The following is a 15,670-nucleotide window of genomic DNA, read 5'->3' as shown; positions in this document are numbered from 1 at the left end:
ACCACCCCGGGCGCGCGGTACGGTCACCGAGGTGACCGCCTCTGGTTGGCGATGAGACACATCGCAGCCATTGTCTTGTGGCTTATCTGCCACAGACTGTTCCAACTCAGTGTCTTTGCAGCAAAGTTTTGCATAAGCTGATCGCTTGGTGCGGGCATGGCTTGAACGATCGTTCGTTATGGACGACACTCACACCCCCCATCGTTTTGCTTTTGCGGAACAGCGGTTGTCCGCGGAGACCTGTCGGCTTGCGTCTGCGGAACCCCGAAGCACGCGATGGGCGGCTTCTTGAATTTCAAACTGTCTTACGGAGTCTGTATGTCGGCCACCTCTACGCTGATCGAGCTGTTTTCCACTGGAGCCGATGCATCCGTCGCGCTGTCTGCGCCGGCGCGTTCGGACCTGAGCTTCGGTCAGCTGCGTGCCCTGATGGCACGCACCATCGCACGCCTGAACGCGCTCGGCATCGGCCGCAATGATCGCGTCGCCATCGTGCTGCCGAACGGCCCGGACATGGCCAGCGCATTCATCAGCATCGCCGCCGGCGCCACGGCTGCGCCGCTCAACGCCGGCTATCGTGCGGAAGAATTCGAGTTCTATCTTTCCGACCTGAACGCCCGGGCGCTCGTGGTCGACCGCGGCAGCGTGTCGCCGGCCATCGAGGTGGCGAAGAAGCTGGGTGTTCGCGTCATCGATCTGGTGGCGCAGGACGCCGCTGGAGATTTCACGCTGGAGCCGCGCGAGGCGGCCGACGTGTCTGCGCCGGCGCACCCGGGCAATGCCCAGCCGGACGATGTGGCACTCGTGCTGCACACCTCGGGCACGACCTCACGCCCGAAGATCGTGCCGCTGACCCAGCGCAACGTGTGCGCTTCGGCGCAGAACATCTGCGCAACGCTTGCCTTCACCGAAAAGGATCGCGGCCTGAACATCATGCCGCTGTTCCATATCCATGGCCTGATCGCCGGCATCATGGCGCCGCTGTCCGCCGGCGCATCGGTGTTCTGCACGCCGGGCTTCGACGCACTGAAGTTCTTCTCCTGGATGGATGAAGCGCGTCCGACCTGGTACACCGCGGTGCCGACGATGCACCAGGCCATCCTGTCACGCGCATCGCGCAACAAGGAAACGATTGCCCGCAACCCGCTGCGCTTCCTGCGCTCGTCGTCGTCGTCGATTCCGCCGCAGGTCATCCGCGAACTGGAAGAGGTGTTCGGGGCACCGCTGATCGAGGCATACGGCATGACGGAAGCTTCGCACCAGATGGCGTCCAACCCGCTGCCGCCGCGTCCGCGCAAGCCGGGTGCCGTCGGACTGGCGGCCGGTCCCGAAGTGGAAATCATGGACGACGACGGCAACATCCTGCCGGCTGGCGAGATCGGCGAAATCGTCATCCGCGGCGCCAACGTGACGCCTGGCTACGAAAACAACGAGAAGGCGAACAAGGAAGGTTTCACGCACGGCTGGTTCCGCACCGGTGATCAGGGCAGCAAGGACGCCGAGGGCTATCTGTCGCTGACCGGTCGCCTGAAGGAAATCATCAACCGCGGTGGCGAGAAGATTTCGCCGCGCGAGGTCGACGAAGTGTTGATGGATCACCCTGCGGTCTCCCAGGTCGTGACGTTCGGCATTCCGCACCCGAAGCTGGGCGAGGAAGTCGGCGCAGTCGTCGTGCTGCGCGAAGGCCAGAGCGCGACCGACAAGGAAATCCAGGCGTTTGCCGCGACGAAGCTCGCCGACTTCAAGGTGCCGCGCAAGATTCTGTTCATGGACGAAATTCCCAAGGGTGCAACCGGCAAGCTGCAACGTATCGGGCTGGCACAGAAGCTGGGTCTGGGTACCTGATCCACGACCTTTTCCGCAGTACTGTCATCAACAATATCCACTGAGGAGAGTGCAATGATCGAGTTCAAGAACTGGGCCGCAAGAGCCCTGGTATCTGCGGTTGCAGCGATCGGCCTGACCGGTGCTGCACATGCGTGGGAACCGACCAAGCCGGTCGAGTTCGTCGTGCCGGCCGGCACCGGCGGCGGCGCCGACCAGATGGCCCGTTTCATCCAGGGCATCGTGGCCAAGAACAAGTTGATGGAGCAACCGCTCGTCGTCGTCAACAAGTCGGGTGGCGCCGGAGCCGAAGGATTCCTCGAGGTGAAGGGTGCCAAGGGCAATCCGCACAAGATCATCATCACGCTGTCGAATCTGTTCACCACGCCGCTGGCGACCGGTGTCCCGTTCAACTGGCGTGACCTGACGCCGGGCGCGATGCTCGCACTCGACCAGTTCGTGTTGTGGGTGAATGCCGACGCGCCGTACAAGACGGCCAAGGAATACATCGACGACATCAAGGCCAAGCCGGCCAGCACGTTCAAGATGGCCGGTACCGGCTCGAAGCAGGAAGACCAGATCATCACCGCGATGATCGACAAGGCCACCGGCAAGAAGATGATTTACGTGCCGTTCAAGGGCGGCGGCGATGTGGCGGTGCAACTGGTCGGCGGTCATGTCAATTCGACCGTCAACAACCCGATCGAAGCCGAAGCCCACTGGCGTGGCGGCAAGCTGCGCCCGCTGTGCATCATGGACACCGAAAAGCTGACCTACACCGAAAAGGTGACGGATACGCAGTCCTGGGCCGACATTCCGACCTGCAAGAGCGCCGGCGTGCCGATCGAGTACCTGATGCTGCGCGGCATTTTCCTCGCCCCGGGCGTCACGCAGGAACAGGTGGACTTCTACGTCAATCTGTTCAAGAAGGTGCGTGAAACACCGGAATGGGCCGATTTCATGAAGAAGGGCGCTTTCAAGCAGACCTTCATGAGCGGCAAGGAATTCGCCGACTGGGTGGGCAAGACCGAAGCGATGCACTACGGCCTGATGAAGGACGCCGGCTTCCTCGCCAAGTAATCCGCCTCAAGCAAGTCAGTCACACGGGCGGGTCATCCCGCCCGTGTTCATTTAATCGCCCGCCGCAAAGATGCATGCGCCCTGTTTTCATTCTGGAGATTCGTGATGGAGCGATCCGAGGAAGCCGCTGAAGCCGGCTTGTCCAACCGCTGGCCGGAACTACTGGTCGCGCTGTTCCTGTTCGTCATGGGAATCATCGCGGTCATCGACAGCATCCGCGTCGGCATCGGCTGGGAAGAGGGCGAAGGCCCGCGCGCCGGCTACTTCCCGTTCTACATCGGCTGCATCCTGCTGGCGTCAAGCGGCTGGATCCTGATCACCGCGCTGATGAAGTTCAGGCGCGCGCAGCCGCAGTTCGCCAGCTGGACTGAACTGCGCTCGGTGATGCAGATGCTGGTGCCGCTGACCATCTATGTGGCGGCAGTGGTGTTCCTGGGCATTTACGTGTCTTCGCTGGTGCTGATCGCCTTCTTCATGAAGGTGCACGGCAAATTCGGCTGGCTGGCCACGGCGATCACCTCGATCGGCGTGCCGCTGGGCGCCTTCCTGCTGTTCGAGCGCTGGTTTCTCGTGCCGCTTCCAAAAGGTCCGATCGAGCTGATGCTCGGTCTGTGACACCACAAGAACTCATCCTCCGAGACCGAGATGGACGAACTCAATAACCTCATGCACGGGTTCAGCGTCGCGATGACGCTGCCCAACCTGGGCTTCATGGTGCTCGGCGTCACGCTGGGCATCCTGATCGGCGTGCTGCCCGGTCTGGGCGGTGCCAACGGCATCGCCATCCTGCTGCCGCTGACCTTTTCGATGGACCAGACCTCGGCCATCATCATGCTGTCCTGCATCTACTGGGGCGCATTGTTCGGTGGCGCGATCACGTCGATCCTGTTCAACATTCCGGGTGAGCCGTGGTCTGTCGCGACCACGTTCGACGGCTATCCGATGGCGCAGCAGGGACGCGCGGGTGCCGCGCTGACCGCGGCGTTCACGTCGTCCTTCGTCGGTGCGTTCTTCGCCGTGCTGCTGATCACCTTCCTCGCTCCCCTGGTGGCGAGGTTCGCGCTGAAATTCGGTGCGGCGGAAATGTTCGCGGTGCAGATGCTCACCTTCTGTTCGTTTGTCGGCATGAGCAAGGAGCCACCGGCCAAGACGCTGGCCGTGATGGCACTGGGTTTCGCGCTGGCCGCGGTCGGCATGGACACGGTGACCGGCACGTTGCGCATGACCTATGGCGTGACCGAACTGCTGAAGGGTTTCGACTTCCTGATCGCGGTGATCGGCCTGTTCGGCATCGGCGAAATCCTGCTGACGATGGAAGAAGGCCTGGCTTTCAAGGGCAAGAGCGCGAAGATCCAGCTCGACGTGGTGCTGAAGACCTGGGCTGAACTGCTGCGCTACTGGAAAACCTCGATCCGCTCGGTACTGGTCGGCTGCTGGATGGGCGTCACGCCGGGCGGTGCCACGCCGGCCTCCTTCATGGCCTACGGCCTGGCCCGTCGCGGTGCAAAGGACAAGGATTCGTTCGGCAAGGGCAACATCGAAGGCGTGGTGGCGCCGGAAACCGCGGCGCACGCAGCCGGCACGTCGGCCCTGCTGCCGATGCTGACGCTGGGCATTCCGGGTTCGCCGACCGCCGCCGTGCTGCTGGGCGGCCTGCTGATCTGGGGCCTGCAGCCGGGTCCGCTGCTGTTCACCGAAAAACCGGACTTCGTATGGGGCCTGATCGCCTCGATGTATCTGGGCAACATCGTCGGCCTGATCATCGTGCTGACCACCGTGCCGTGGTGGGCAGCCATCCTGCGCATTCCGTTCTCGGTCATCGGCCCGATCATCATCGTCATCTGCGCGATCGGCGCCTACACGGTGCACAGCTCGATCTTCGACGTGGTGATGATGCTGGTGTTCGGCGTGTTCGGTTACCTGTTCAAGAAGCTGCGCTATCCGCTCGCGCCTCTGGTGCTCGCGCTGGTGCTGGGCGACATGGCCGAGTCTAGCTTCCGCCAGTCGATGCTGCTGTCGCAGGGCAGTCTGGACATCTTCTGGGCGAATCCGCTGGTCGGCGGCCTGATGGCCTTGTCGTTCGTGATGCTGCTGTGGCCCATAGTGCCGGTGCTGAAGCACCAGCTGCGCCGCCGCACTTGATCTGAAACCCGCTGCGCCCGCCGCACGACGGCCGGGCGCGGCCGGCGGCGGCGTGACCGGTGTCCGGCGCGCCGCCGCGCTCTCGAGGGAGATGAAAAGATGAAGATTGCAGTCGTTGGCGCAGGCGCCATCGGTGGTTATCTGGCCGTGAAGCTGTCGCGTGCCGGCAATGAAGTCACCTGCATCGCGCGTGGCCCCAACCTCGCCGCCATCCAGGCGAAGGGCATGTCGCTGATGCTGGAAGACGGCACGGTCGAGCACGCGCCGGACATCCGCGGCGTGCAGAAGATGACGGACGCCGGCGTGCAGGACGTGATCCTGCTGACGCTCAAGGCGCATCAGGTGAAGGATGTCGCGGCCGACATGCGGGCGCTGTTCGGCCCGGACACGATGGTCGTGACGATGCAGAACGGCATTCCGTGGTGGTACTTCCACAAGCTGGCCGGCGATTACGAGGGCACGCCGGTCACTTCGGTGGACCCGGACGGCATCGTCGCCGCGAACATCGAAGTCGAGCGGGTCATCGGCAGCGTGGTGTATCCGGCGTCCGAACTGGTCGAGCCGGGCGTCATCAAGCTGATCGAAGGCAATCGCTTCACGCTGGGCGAACTCGACGGTTCGCGCTCGCCGCGCATCGAGGCGCTGTCGCAGGCCATGATCGCCGCCGGCTTCAAATCGCCGGTGTCGAAGGACATCCGCTCCGAAATGTGGGTGAAGCTGTGGGGCAATCTGAGCTTCAACCCGATTTCGGCGCTGACGCATGCCACGCTGGAAGACATCTGCCGCTTCCCGCTGACCCGCGAACTGGCGGCCAACATGATGCGCGAGGCGCAATCGGTCGGCGAGAAGCTGGGCGTTGAATTCAAGATCGCGCTCGACAAGCGCATCGCCGGTGCCGAAGCGGTCGGCGCGCACAAGACCTCGATGCTGCAGGACGTCGAAGCCGGCCGGCCGCTCGAATTCGAGGCGCTGGTCGGCTCGGTGCGTGAACTGGGCCGCATCACCGGCATCCCGACGCCGAACATCGATGCGGTGTATGCGCTGGTGTCGCTGCTGGCGCGCACGCTGTCGGACAAGCGCGGCAAGCTGGCCATCGCCGGTTGACCCACCGCGCAGCCGTTGCCGTCACAGGGCACCTGAGGGTGCCCTGTGTGTTTCTGCGCAACGCAGGCTTTGCGGTCGCACTGCGGCCTGTGTTCAGATAGCGGTTTTTGCAGCGCACCATGATGTCCGCACCATGATTTTCTTCCCCGATACCGAGTTCGTGCTCGCCTGCCTGTTGCTGGGCACCGTCACAGGCTTCCTGGCCGGATTGCTGGGCATCGGCGGTGGCGCTCTGCTGGTGCCGATTCTGGTCAGCCTGTTCGAACGGCTGCACGTCACGCCCGACCACATCCTGCATCTGGCGCTCGGCACCTCGATGGCGGCCATCGTCGCGTCGGCCGCGATCAGCCTGCGCACCCACCATGCGCACGGCGCGGTCGACTGGCCAACCGTGCGCACGATGACCATAGGCGTGCTGATCGGCACCCTGTTCGGCACCTTCATCGCGCGCGAAGTGTCGACCCAGGTGCTGTCACTGATCTTCGCGGTGTTCATCGGCTACGTCGCACTGACCATGCTGATCGGTTTCAAGCCCAAGCCTGCCCGTCAGTTGCCCGGAGCAGGCGGTTTGATCGTGGCCGGTAGCGGCATAGGCGTGGTGTCGGCGCTGGTCGCCATCGGCGGCGGCGCGCTGACGGTGCCCTTCCTGACCTGGTGCAACCGCGACATCCGTCAGGCCATCGGCACCTCTGCCGCGCTCGGCCTGCCGATCGCGCTTGGCGGCACGGCCGGCTACATCTTCAATGGCTGGGGCGTGCCGGACATGCCGCCGCAGGTGCTGGGCTATGTGCACCTGCCGGCGCTGGCCGCCATCGTCGCGGGCAGCCTGTTCACGACACAGCTCGGCGCGCGCGCCGCACACCGGCTGCCGGTGCCGCTGATCAAGCGGCTGTTTTCGCTGCTGCTGGTCGCGCTGGCCGTGCGCATGCTGTGGAAGCTGTGGAACGCCTGATCCGCGCCGGGCGTCAGCGGCGGTGGCTGGCCCGGGCCAGCCGCTCCACCAGCGCGTCCTGATCGGCGCTGCGGCCTGCCGCACCCATGGCCGTGAAGCTCACTGTCAGCTCGCCCACCTTCAGCATGCCCTGACGCAGCATGGAGAACGGCTCCGGCGTGATGTCGCCACCGGCGTCGAAGAAGTAGCCGGCGGGTGCGCTTGCCGGCAGCGGTTGCAGCGGTGCATCGGCCGCACCGACGGTCTGGGCGGTGCGCGCCACGCGGGTGCGGATTTCCTCCAGCGTTGACGGCGGCTTGCGATCGGCCGCCTTCCACACTGCGGTCACCACCCACTGTGCCTTGCCATCCGGTGCCGACACGGTCACGGTCGGCGGCATGCGCACATCGTGCCGGCTTTCCTCGACCGACCAGGTGTCCGGCACGCTCAGTTCCAGCGCGCCCGCTTCGGCGCAGGTGACGGTCAGCGCGCGGTCGGCCGCTTCGGCGCTGGCGCCGGCGATCATCAGGGCAAGGCTGGCAGTGAATAACCGGATGCGCATTGTCGGTCCCGATCAGAGCAAAACCAGGGTGGCCAGCCCGAGAAAGATGAAGAAGCCGCCCGAGTCGGTGACCGCGGTGATCAGCACCGAACCGCCGACAGCCGGGTCGCGGCCGAGCCGCGCCAACACGATAGGCACCGTCACGCCGATGAAGGCGGCCAGCAGCAGGTTCAGCGTCATCGCCGCGCTCATGACGGCGCCCAGCGCCCACGAGTCGTACAGCCAGGCGGCCAGCAGGCCGAGCAGGCCGCCCCAGACGATGCCGTTAATCAGGGCAACGCCCATTTCCTTGCGGTAGAGCCGGCGTGCCGCATCGGGTGCGATCTGGCCGAGCGCGATCGCACGCACGATCATCGTGATGGTCTGGTTGCCCGAATTGCCGCCGATGCCGGCCACGATGGGCATCAACGCGGCCAGCGCGACCAGTTTCTCGATCGAGCCTTCGAAGGCGCCGATGACGCGCGAGGCGAAGAAGGCGGTGCCCAGATTGATCGCCAGCCAGGCCCAGCGGTTGCGCACCGAATCCATGATGGGCGCGAATATGTCTTCCTCCTCGCGCAGGCCGGCCTGGGCCAGCAACTCTTCTTCCGACTGTTCGCGGATGAAGTCCATCACCTCGTTCACCGTCAGCCGGCCGATCAGCTGATCGTGGTGATCGATCACCGGCGCCGACACGAGGTCGTAGCGCTCGAACGCCTGGGCGGCCGATTCGGCGTCGTCCGAGGCGTGCAGCACCAGCGGGTGCTCGCGCATCACGGCCGCCACTTCGACATCGCCGTCGTTGATCAGCAGGGTGCTCAGCGACAGCACGCCGCGCAGTTTTTCTTCGCGGTCGACGACGAAGATCTGGTCGGTGTGGTCGGGCAGTTCATCGAAGCGACGCAGATAGCGCAACACCACTTCGAGCGTCACGTCCTCGCGCACGGTGACCATGTCGAAATCCATCAGCGCGCCGACCGAATCGTCCGGGTAGGACATCGCGGAACGCAGCTGTTCGCGCTCTTCGACGTCGAGCGCGCTGAATACGTCCTGCATGACCTCGGTCGGCAGGTCCGGCGCGAGATCGGCCAGTTCGTCGGCGTCCAGCTGTTCGACCGCGGCCACCAGTTCCTTCGGCTCCATCGCGTCGATCAGCGATTCGCGTACCGCGTCCGACACTTCGAGCAGGATTTCGCCGTCGCGGTCGGCGCGCACCAGATCCCACACCAGCAGCCGGTCTTCCGGCGGCAGCGCCTCCAGGATGTAGGCAATGTCGGCCGGGTGCATCGTGTCGAGCTTCTTCGTCAGCTCGCTGTGGTGCTGCTTGGCGACCAGCGTTTCCACCAGGTCGTGACGCGGCATTTCCTGACGGTGCAACAGGCTTTCGACGCGTTTCTGACGGTCGAGCAGCGACCTCACCTCTTTCAGGCGACGGTGCATTGCATCAAGCGGCAGAATTTCGTCGTGTTCGTCCACAGGGTGCCGTTCGGGCAGGGTGATCGGTGCAGCGGCTGGCAGGCGATTGTAGCCGTCGACTGTCCGCCGCCTCCGGGTTTTTGCCGCAATGCGACAACGCGCGGACCCCGGGCGGCGCTTATCCGCGATAATCGCGGTCCGAGTTCTTCCGTACCCGCTTCATGAATGTTCTTTTCGAAGAGGACGGCCACTTCCGTGCCGGCTCCGTGATGACCGACAGCGTGTCCTCGCTGCAGGTCGAACTGCCGAGCGGCAAGCGTTCCAAGGTGAAGGCGGCCAATGTGCTGCTGCGTTTCGCCAGTCCCGACCCGGCTGCACTGCTGGCTGCAGCAGAAGTGCAGGCGACCGATCTCGATGCCACCTTCCTGTGGGACGTGTGCGGCGACGACGAATTCCCGTTCGAGGAACTGGCGCGCGAATATCACGGCGCCGCGCCGACGGCCGAACAGGCGGCCGCCATCCTGCTGTGCCTGCACGCCGCACCGGTGTATTTCCACCGCAAGGGCAAGGGCCGCTTCCGCAAGGCGCCGCCCGACATCCTGAAAGCCGCACTGGCCGGGCTGGAAAAGAAGCGGCTGCAGCAGGAGCAGGTCGATGGCTGGGTCGCCGAGTTGCTCGCCGGGCGCACGCCGCCGGACATCGCGGCCTGCAGCGCGCAGATCCTCTACAAGCCGGACCGCAACCGGCTCGAAACCAAGGCCGTCGAAGCCGCCGCCGCATCGGCCGGCCTGTCGGTGGTCGGCCTGATGGCCAAGGCGGGCGCTTTTGCGTCCAGCCATGAGTACCACCTTGGGCGCTTCCTGTTCGAATACTTCCCGCGCGGCACCGACTTTCCGACGCATGAGGTGCCGCCAGCCGGCGATCTGCCCGATGCCGGCGTGCGCGCCTTTTCGATCGACGACGCCACCACGACCGAAATCGACGACGCCTTTTCGGTGCAGCCGAAGGCCGGCGGTGGCTGGCGCATCGGTATACATATTGCGGCGCCGTCGCTCGGCATCCAGCCGGGCACGCCGCTCGGCGACATCGCGCGCAGCCGGCTGTCCACCGTGTACTTCCCCGGCCGCAAGATCACCATGCTGCCGGACGAGGCGGTCGATACCTACACGCTGCAGGCCGGCCGCAGCTGTCCAGCCCTGTCGCTCTACCTCGATGTCGAAACCGACCTGCGCGTCACGGCGAAGGAAAGCCGCATCGAACAGGTCGCCGTGGCCGCCAATCTGCGCCACCACGAAATCGAGCCGCTGTTCAACGAAGACACCATCACCGGCGGCGACTTGCCCGAATTCGAGTGGCGTGACGAACTGCTGCTGCTGTGGCGTCTGGCCGAAGTGCTGGAAGCCGGCCGCGGCAAGCCGTCGGCCAACGCCGGGCAGATGGACTTCAATTTCTACGTCGACTGGGCGCAGACGACCGAAGACGGCGAAGGCCGCATCGACATCCAGCGCCGCGCGCGCGGCAGCCCGCTCGACAAGCTGGTCGCCGAACTGATGATCGTCGCCAACAACACCTGGGGCAGCGACCTGCGCGATGCCGGCATTCCGGCGCTGTACCGCGCCCAGGGCGCCGGCAAGGTGCGCATGACCACGGTGGCTGCGCCGCACGAGGGCCTGGGCGTCGATTGCTATGCCTGGTCAACCTCGCCGCTGCGCCGCTACGTCGATCTGGTGAATCAGTGGCAGATGATTTCGCTGCTGCGCGGCGAAGAGCCGGTGTTCCCGCCGAAGTCGGAGGCGCTGCTGTCGGCGCTGCGCGATTTCGAACTGGCCTATGCGGCCTACGCCGACTTCCAGCGCGGCATGGAGCGTTACTGGTGCCTGCGCTGGCTGCGCCAGCAGGCGCGCGAAGGCAATACAGTGTGGCCGGCCATCGTGCTGCGCGAGTCCCTGGTGCGGCTGGAACATGTGCCGCTGGTGCTGCGTTCGCCCAGCCTGCCGGCGCGCGATCCGCGTTCGCGCGTCGAGGTCGAGATCGACCAGCTCAACCTGCTCGACAACGACGCGCGTGCCCGCTGGGTCGGCGATCTGGCCGCACTGGCCGGTGCGGCCCAGGTGTCCGAGGAAGAGCTGGCGGAAGAAATTGCCGAGGCGGAACTGCCGCCCGAGACGCCGGCGGCAGACGCGCCGGTGCCGGAACTGCCGGTGGCTGCGCCGGAAAGCGGCGAAGCGGATTAAGCAGTTTTTGCAGGCACTGCAATCGTCGCGAAGCATCTTGCGGCCATGCGCTGTCGCGCTGTTCGTCCGTTGGGCATCGCTGCGCTTACCCCAACCTGCGGGTGATTGATTTGCGGGGTGGTTGGTCGCGCGCGCATTCGCGGCTCTGAGGTCGCGGCACCTGCGTAGGTTGGGGTGAGCGCAGCGATGCCCAACAAGATCCCGTCACCGGCAGGAAGGTGACGAATTCGCGGTAGTGCCGTTCGTGGAAGTCGACCGGCGAACCGGTGAATTCGTCGCGCTGTTCGCGCCAGGGATTGCCGTCGGTGATGGCGGCCAGGGCCTGCGGGTGGCGCTGCACCTGATCACCGCTGCGCAGCGGCATCAGCCGTAGCGGCCACATCAGGATCTGGCGGAAATGTCGGGCGATCGGCGGATCGGTGCGGCTCATGGGCGATTCAGTGGCAAGAGACCCTAGCGCAGCAGCCGGCGCTGTTCCGCCGTCAGCATGCGCCGGTCCTTCAGGATCGTCAGCGGCAGGCCTTCGCGTGCCACCTGGCCGATGACGCGGCCGGCCAGCACGCTGTCGCAGTCCATGTGCGTGGTCGAAATGAAGAAGTCGGCGCTTACCCAGTCGCGGGTGATGACGAACTCGGGCCCGAGCCAGGCGTCGGCTTCGACCGGGTCGGCGCACACCGCGACCTGCCAGGGCGCGGCTGGCCGGGTCGTGCCCTTCAGATGGTCGCGCAGCAGGCCGGTGGCTTCGCGCACGCCGTCCGACCAGTAATCGGCCTCCCAGCGCCCGGCGACCGCAGCTTCGAAGCCGCCGGCCAGCCGGTTGTAATTGACGTAGTGATAGGGATGCAGTCGCGCCAGCGCGACCAGCGGATCGAGCGCGCCGATCAGGCACAGCGCGCTGAACGCAGCTACCAGGCTGCCCGAGCCGCGCGTGTGCCGCCACAGGGCATGCAACCCGGCGGCGGCGATCACCGCAAGCGGTGGCAGCAGGAAGGTGAAGTGACGGATGCCGTTGTACAGCGCCGGCCGGGTCGCGATGGCCAGCGCCAGCGGCAGCAGCGCCGCCAGAATGACCGTCAGCCACGGCAGCTGCGTTCGCCACGTGTGGCGCGGTCCTGCCAGCGCCGCGGAGAGCGCCATACCCAGCGCGGCAACGAGTCCGGCCAGCGCCAGTTCCGGCAGACGCACGGCAAGATAGATCGGCAGATAGCTGCGCGGCACCTCGGTGATCGCCATGACCTGGCCGTCAAGCACGGTCTGGATCGCGAAGGTGACATGCGAGAAGGTGGTCAGCGCCTTGATCAGATTGCCCGGTGCCTGTGCGGCCCACGGCCAGAACAGCGCGATCAGCGCCAGCGCGACCGGCATGGCAGGCAGCAGCGCACGCAGCGAGCGACCCAGGTGCGCGAGGCGGGCGCGCCAGTTGCCGTCGACCAGCGCCATCGATGCGAGTACGCCGAGCCCGAGCACCATGATGCCGAATACCGCACCGACGCGCAGCCCGAAGGCGAAGCCGATCGCCATGCCCAGCTTCAGCACCAGCCCGAGTGGCGGTGCCGGCAGGCGCGCCACGATGAGCGTCGTGTACCAGGTCACCCATGCCATGCAGGCGGCAAACGGAATGTCCTTCGTGTGGGTGAACAGCGCGCCGCTCCAGGCACCGGTGAGCATCAGCAGCGCCACCGCGATGCAGGCGGCGGTGTCGTCAAGCAGGTGCCGCGCCAGTCGATACACGGCGACCATGCCGGCAAAGCCGAACGCCGCCGACAGCAGGTGGCGCATGTCCCACACATTCATCGGCAGCACGCGTTCGAGCGCCGCAGCGATCAGGTCGAACAGTCCGCCATACAGATACAGGTCCTTGTAGTGGAAGGCCGACATGTCGGTCAGCCCGGACGCGTAGTAGTCGAGCAGCAGCCGGCCGTAGGTGTGCTGCACCCACTCGTCGTTGCTGATGCCGTGCTGGCCGAAGGTCAATGCGATGTGCAGCGCGATGAGCGCGAACAGCGCCAGTCCGGTGCCATACGCTGTCAGGCGCGGGAGGCTGCGCGTTGCAGGGTGAAACGTTGTAGCGGTCGGTGTCACAGGGTGCATGGAGAGCGGCGGGAGGAAAACGTGCGGAGGTTTAACGCGCTACATGCGGGCGCGCTGACAATGCCGTCGCCAAATCGGGTGGAAACAGGGTGGGCAGCATGAAACGCCGGATGCCCGCTGTTCACGGCCGCAGCTGCCCGATCTGAATGCCGGATGCCGCGAGCAGGTCGTGGAAATCGTCCCCGGCAAGCACGCCATGTTCGACTGTGCGCGCGCGCGCGATCGGATCGCCCGGCACGGCCTGCGTCGCCGGATGACACATCACGGCGTCGCCGTCATCGGCCGTGGCGAACCAGTGCGCCAGCCGGCGGCGGTAGCCGGCGGCGTCGCAGTCGAAGCCGTAGGCGCCCAGCAGGCGCGGCATCACGCGGAAACCTGCGGCGCCAGCACGGCGCAACAGCGCTGGCGCACCGAGCGCGGCAATGAAGCGCGGCTTGAAGCCGTCGCCCGGACGCGCACCGCTGATGCGCAGCCAGGGCAGCCGGCTGTCGTAGCGCGTCAGCAGCACCTCGATCAGCGCGTCGCGGATCTGCGGCAGCTGGTGCACGTGCTGATGGCCGTCGATGTAGTCCGGCGCGTGGCCGGTCGCGTCCTCGAACCGCGCGCACTGGGTGGCGATTTCGTCGCGCACCTGCGTCAGGTTCAATTGGCGGCCATTGCTGAGGGCAATCAACGGCCACAGATCGCGGCGAGCCGGAGAAAACTCGGTGAAATCCAGGTGCAGGCCAAAACCGGCACCGCCGTGGCGGGTGGCGATGTGCGCGGCAGCTGCAGTCCAGCCCGGCGCGCGGGTCATGCAGGCCGCACCGCTGAGACGCCCGGCATCGATCAGATCGAGCACCGCGGCGTCGACCGCCGGGTGACAGCCATAGTCGTCGGCCGTCAGAAAGACCGTCTTCATGCCGTGTGGTGTGCGAACGCCCAGTAGCGGCCGAGCACCCAGGTGCTGATGGCGACGCACACCAGCACGATGGCCAGCGCGATCCACAGCGGCAGCGGCGTATAACGCAGCAGCGCGGCCAGCATCAGCTGGTTGCCGACGAAGGCGGTGCACGACACCGCCAGCAGCCGTGGCAGCGCCTGTCGGTGACTGGCTCGCGTGCCGGCGAACGAAAAGCGCCGGTGGCCGAGGTAGCTGACCGGAAAGGCGCACAGGAAACCGATCAGGTTGGACCACGCCGGGTCCATGCCGGTCGCGGCATCTGCCGCCAGCGTGACCAGATAGTGCACGCCGGCGGCGCAGCCGCCGACGATGAGGAACAGCAGCACGGAGGCGCGCATGTTCAGTCTTCGATCCGGTCTGCGTGCGGCACCGGATCGCGCCGCACGAGTTCCGCCACGACATACGGCGGCCGGCCCTTCACCTCTTCGTAAACGCGCGCCAGGTATTCGCCGAGGATGCCGATGAACAGCAGCTGCACGCCGGAGAAGAACATGATGCTGACCACCACGGTCGGCCAGCCCGGGAGGTCGATGCCGAACACCAGCTTTTCGATCACTTCATACAGGCCGTAGCCAAAGGCCAGCGTCGACAGCAGCAGCCCGGTCAGACTGGCCATGCGCAGAGGCAGTACCGAAAAGCTGGTCAGACCGGTCCACGCCAGCCGCATCAGGTTGAGCCGGTTGAACGTGGTGACCCCGGCCGCACGAGGCAGCGGCGTGTACGGAATGCCGATCGAACGGAAGCCGACCCAGGCGTACATGCCCTTCATGAAGCGCTGACGTTCCGGCAGCGCCAGCAGGGCGTCGACCACGCAGCGGTCCATCAGACGGAAGTCGCCGGCATTGGGCGGAATGTCCAGCCGGCCACCGATATTCATCAGACCATAGAACACTCTGGAGCCGAGCCGGTTGAACAGACCCTGCTCGCCGCGATCGGCGCGCACGGCATAGACCATATCGTAGCCGTCGCGCCAGCGCGCGAGCATGTCGCCCAGCAGTTCGGCCGAATGCTGACCGTCGGCGTCCATGCAGACCACCACGTCACCGCGCGCGTGCTGCAGACCGGCGGAAATCGCGGCTTCCTTGCCGAAGTTGCGCGAAAAGCGCACCAGCGTGACGGGCAGGCGAGCCGCGCAATCGCAGGCGATCTGCGCCGTCGCGTCGCGGCTGCCGTCATCGACCACCACCAGTTCGAAACGTGGCGTCAGCGCCGACAGGTGGCCGGCAATCGTGTCCAGCGTGGCGGTCAGCGCGCCTGCTTCGTTGTAGGCGGGGATGACGATGCTGACGCAGGCCGGCGCCGCGATGCGTCGCAGGGAAGGCTGCAGCCGGTGGCTGGCGGGGTCGGTCGGAATCATTGTGGGG

General features: G+C 65.8%; 14 protein-coding genes. 7 read left to right on the top strand and 7 right to left on the bottom strand.

The window, feature by feature from the left end; genetic code table 11:
- Positions 1 to 318 precede the first annotated feature (318 nt).
- From BSY238_RS08240 to BSY238_RS08215, 6 genes are all read left to right on the top strand, one after another.
- Complete coding sequence (locus BSY238_RS08240; RefSeq protein ID WP_069038707.1) at positions 319 to 1,845, top strand: acyl--CoA ligase; 1,527 nt, start codon at positions 319 to 321, stop codon at positions 1,843 to 1,845.
- A 54-nt stretch (positions 1,846 to 1,899) separates the two neighbouring features.
- A complete protein-coding gene (locus BSY238_RS08235; RefSeq protein ID WP_069038706.1) occupies positions 1,900 to 2,904 on the top strand; it encodes a Bug family tripartite tricarboxylate transporter substrate binding protein in 1,005 nt (334 codons plus the stop codon).
- Between the two features lie 105 nt (positions 2,905 to 3,009).
- Entirely contained in the window at positions 3,010 to 3,519 is a 510-nt protein-coding gene (locus BSY238_RS08230; RefSeq protein WP_069038705.1) for a tripartite tricarboxylate transporter TctB family protein, read from the top strand.
- A 30-nt stretch (positions 3,520 to 3,549) separates the two neighbouring features.
- On the top strand, positions 3,550 to 5,046 hold the full coding sequence (locus BSY238_RS08225) for a tripartite tricarboxylate transporter permease (RefSeq protein ID WP_069038704.1): 1,497 nt from the start codon (positions 3,550 to 3,552) through the stop codon (positions 5,044 to 5,046).
- A 99-nt stretch (positions 5,047 to 5,145) separates the two neighbouring features.
- Complete coding sequence (locus tag BSY238_RS08220; RefSeq protein ID WP_069038703.1) at positions 5,146 to 6,150, top strand: 2-dehydropantoate 2-reductase; 1,005 nt, start codon at positions 5,146 to 5,148, stop codon at positions 6,148 to 6,150.
- 133 nt (positions 6,151 to 6,283) lie between these two features.
- Complete coding sequence (locus BSY238_RS08215; protein ID WP_069038702.1) at positions 6,284 to 7,102, top strand: sulfite exporter TauE/SafE family protein; 819 nt, start codon at positions 6,284 to 6,286, stop codon at positions 7,100 to 7,102.
- 13 nt (positions 7,103 to 7,115) lie between these two features.
- Here BSY238_RS08215 and BSY238_RS08210 read toward each other — a convergent pair whose 3' ends face one another.
- Together BSY238_RS08210 and mgtE are read right to left on the bottom strand one after the other, a co-directional pair.
- A complete protein-coding gene (locus BSY238_RS08210; RefSeq protein ID WP_069038701.1) occupies positions 7,116 to 7,643 on the bottom strand; it encodes a hypothetical protein in 528 nt (175 codons plus the stop codon).
- A gap of 12 nt (positions 7,644 to 7,655) precedes the next feature.
- Complete coding sequence (mgtE, locus tag BSY238_RS08205; protein WP_223300343.1) at positions 7,656 to 9,062, bottom strand: magnesium transporter; 1,407 nt, start codon at positions 9,060 to 9,062, stop codon at positions 7,656 to 7,658.
- A gap of 197 nt (positions 9,063 to 9,259) precedes the next feature.
- Between mgtE and BSY238_RS08200 the strand changes: the two genes are divergently transcribed.
- A complete protein-coding gene (locus BSY238_RS08200) occupies positions 9,260 to 11,272 on the top strand; it encodes a ribonuclease catalytic domain-containing protein (protein WP_069038699.1) in 2,013 nt (670 codons plus the stop codon).
- Positions 11,273 to 11,357: 85 nt separating this feature from the next.
- On the opposite strand, the gene BSY238_RS08195 is transcribed toward BSY238_RS08200, so the two are convergent.
- From BSY238_RS08195 to BSY238_RS08175, 5 genes are all read right to left on the bottom strand, one after another.
- Entirely contained in the window at positions 11,358 to 11,702 is a 345-nt protein-coding gene (locus tag BSY238_RS08195) for a hypothetical protein (protein WP_069038698.1), read from the bottom strand.
- A gap of 23 nt (positions 11,703 to 11,725) precedes the next feature.
- Complete coding sequence (locus BSY238_RS08190; protein ID WP_150123907.1) at positions 11,726 to 13,363, bottom strand: glycosyltransferase family 39 protein; 1,638 nt, start codon at positions 13,361 to 13,363, stop codon at positions 11,726 to 11,728.
- A gap of 121 nt (positions 13,364 to 13,484) precedes the next feature.
- Positions 13,485 to 14,264 carry a ChbG/HpnK family deacetylase gene (locus BSY238_RS08185; protein ID WP_069038697.1) on the bottom strand — a complete coding sequence of 260 codons (780 nt, stop codon included), beginning with the start codon at positions 14,262 to 14,264 and terminating at the stop codon, positions 13,485 to 13,487.
- A complete protein-coding gene (locus tag BSY238_RS08180) occupies positions 14,261 to 14,644 on the bottom strand; it encodes a GtrA family protein (protein WP_069038696.1) in 384 nt (127 codons plus the stop codon). The genes BSY238_RS08185 and BSY238_RS08180 overlap by 4 nt, the downstream gene beginning before the upstream one ends.
- Positions 14,645 to 14,646: 2 nt before the next feature.
- Entirely contained in the window at positions 14,647 to 15,663 is a 1,017-nt protein-coding gene (locus BSY238_RS08175; RefSeq protein ID WP_083223976.1) for a glycosyltransferase family 2 protein, read from the bottom strand.
- Positions 15,664 to 15,670: the final 7 nt, after the last annotated feature.

The organism is Methyloversatilis sp. RAC08, from assembly GCF_001713355.1.
Taxonomy (GTDB): Bacteria; Pseudomonadota; Gammaproteobacteria; order Burkholderiales; family Rhodocyclaceae; genus Methyloversatilis.
The sequence above is the reverse complement of the archived record's forward strand: the minus strand, read 5'-3'. Positions and strand labels throughout refer to the sequence as shown.

What these genes read in the sequence shown, in the direction of transcription:
- BSY238_RS08225 (WP_069038704.1), top strand. Translation starts at nt 3,550, where the DNA reads ATGGACGAACTCAATAACCTCATGCACGGGTTCAGCGTCGCGATGACG.
- BSY238_RS08185 (WP_069038697.1), bottom strand. Translation starts at nt 14,264, where the DNA reads ATGAAGACGGTCTTTCTGACGGCCGACGACTATGGCTGTCACCCGGCG.
- BSY238_RS08220 (WP_069038703.1), top strand. Translation starts at nt 5,146, where the DNA reads ATGAAGATTGCAGTCGTTGGCGCAGGCGCCATCGGTGGTTATCTGGCC.
- BSY238_RS08200 (WP_069038699.1), top strand. Translation starts at nt 9,260, where the DNA reads ATGAATGTTCTTTTCGAAGAGGACGGCCACTTCCGTGCCGGCTCCGTG.
- mgtE (WP_223300343.1), bottom strand. Translation starts at nt 9,062, where the DNA reads ATGCACCGTCGCCTGAAAGAGGTGAGGTCGCTGCTCGACCGTCAGAAA.
- BSY238_RS08215 (WP_069038702.1), top strand. Translation starts at nt 6,284, where the DNA reads ATGATTTTCTTCCCCGATACCGAGTTCGTGCTCGCCTGCCTGTTGCTG.
- BSY238_RS08240 (WP_069038707.1), top strand. Translation starts at nt 319, where the DNA reads ATGTCGGCCACCTCTACGCTGATCGAGCTGTTTTCCACTGGAGCCGAT.
- BSY238_RS08230 (WP_069038705.1), top strand. Translation starts at nt 3,010, where the DNA reads ATGGAGCGATCCGAGGAAGCCGCTGAAGCCGGCTTGTCCAACCGCTGG.
- BSY238_RS08210 (WP_069038701.1), bottom strand. Translation starts at nt 7,643, where the DNA reads ATGCGCATCCGGTTATTCACTGCCAGCCTTGCCCTGATGATCGCCGGC.
- BSY238_RS08195 (WP_069038698.1), bottom strand. Translation starts at nt 11,702, where the DNA reads ATGAGCCGCACCGATCCGCCGATCGCCCGACATTTCCGCCAGATCCTG.
- BSY238_RS08190 (WP_150123907.1), bottom strand. Translation starts at nt 13,363, where the DNA reads ATGCACCCTGTGACACCGACCGCTACAACGTTTCACCCTGCAACGCGC.
- BSY238_RS08175 (WP_083223976.1), bottom strand. Translation starts at nt 15,663, where the DNA reads ATGATTCCGACCGACCCCGCCAGCCACCGGCTGCAGCCTTCCCTGCGA.
- BSY238_RS08235 (WP_069038706.1), top strand. Translation starts at nt 1,900, where the DNA reads ATGATCGAGTTCAAGAACTGGGCCGCAAGAGCCCTGGTATCTGCGGTT.
- BSY238_RS08180 (WP_069038696.1), bottom strand. Translation starts at nt 14,644, where the DNA reads ATGCGCGCCTCCGTGCTGCTGTTCCTCATCGTCGGCGGCTGCGCCGCC.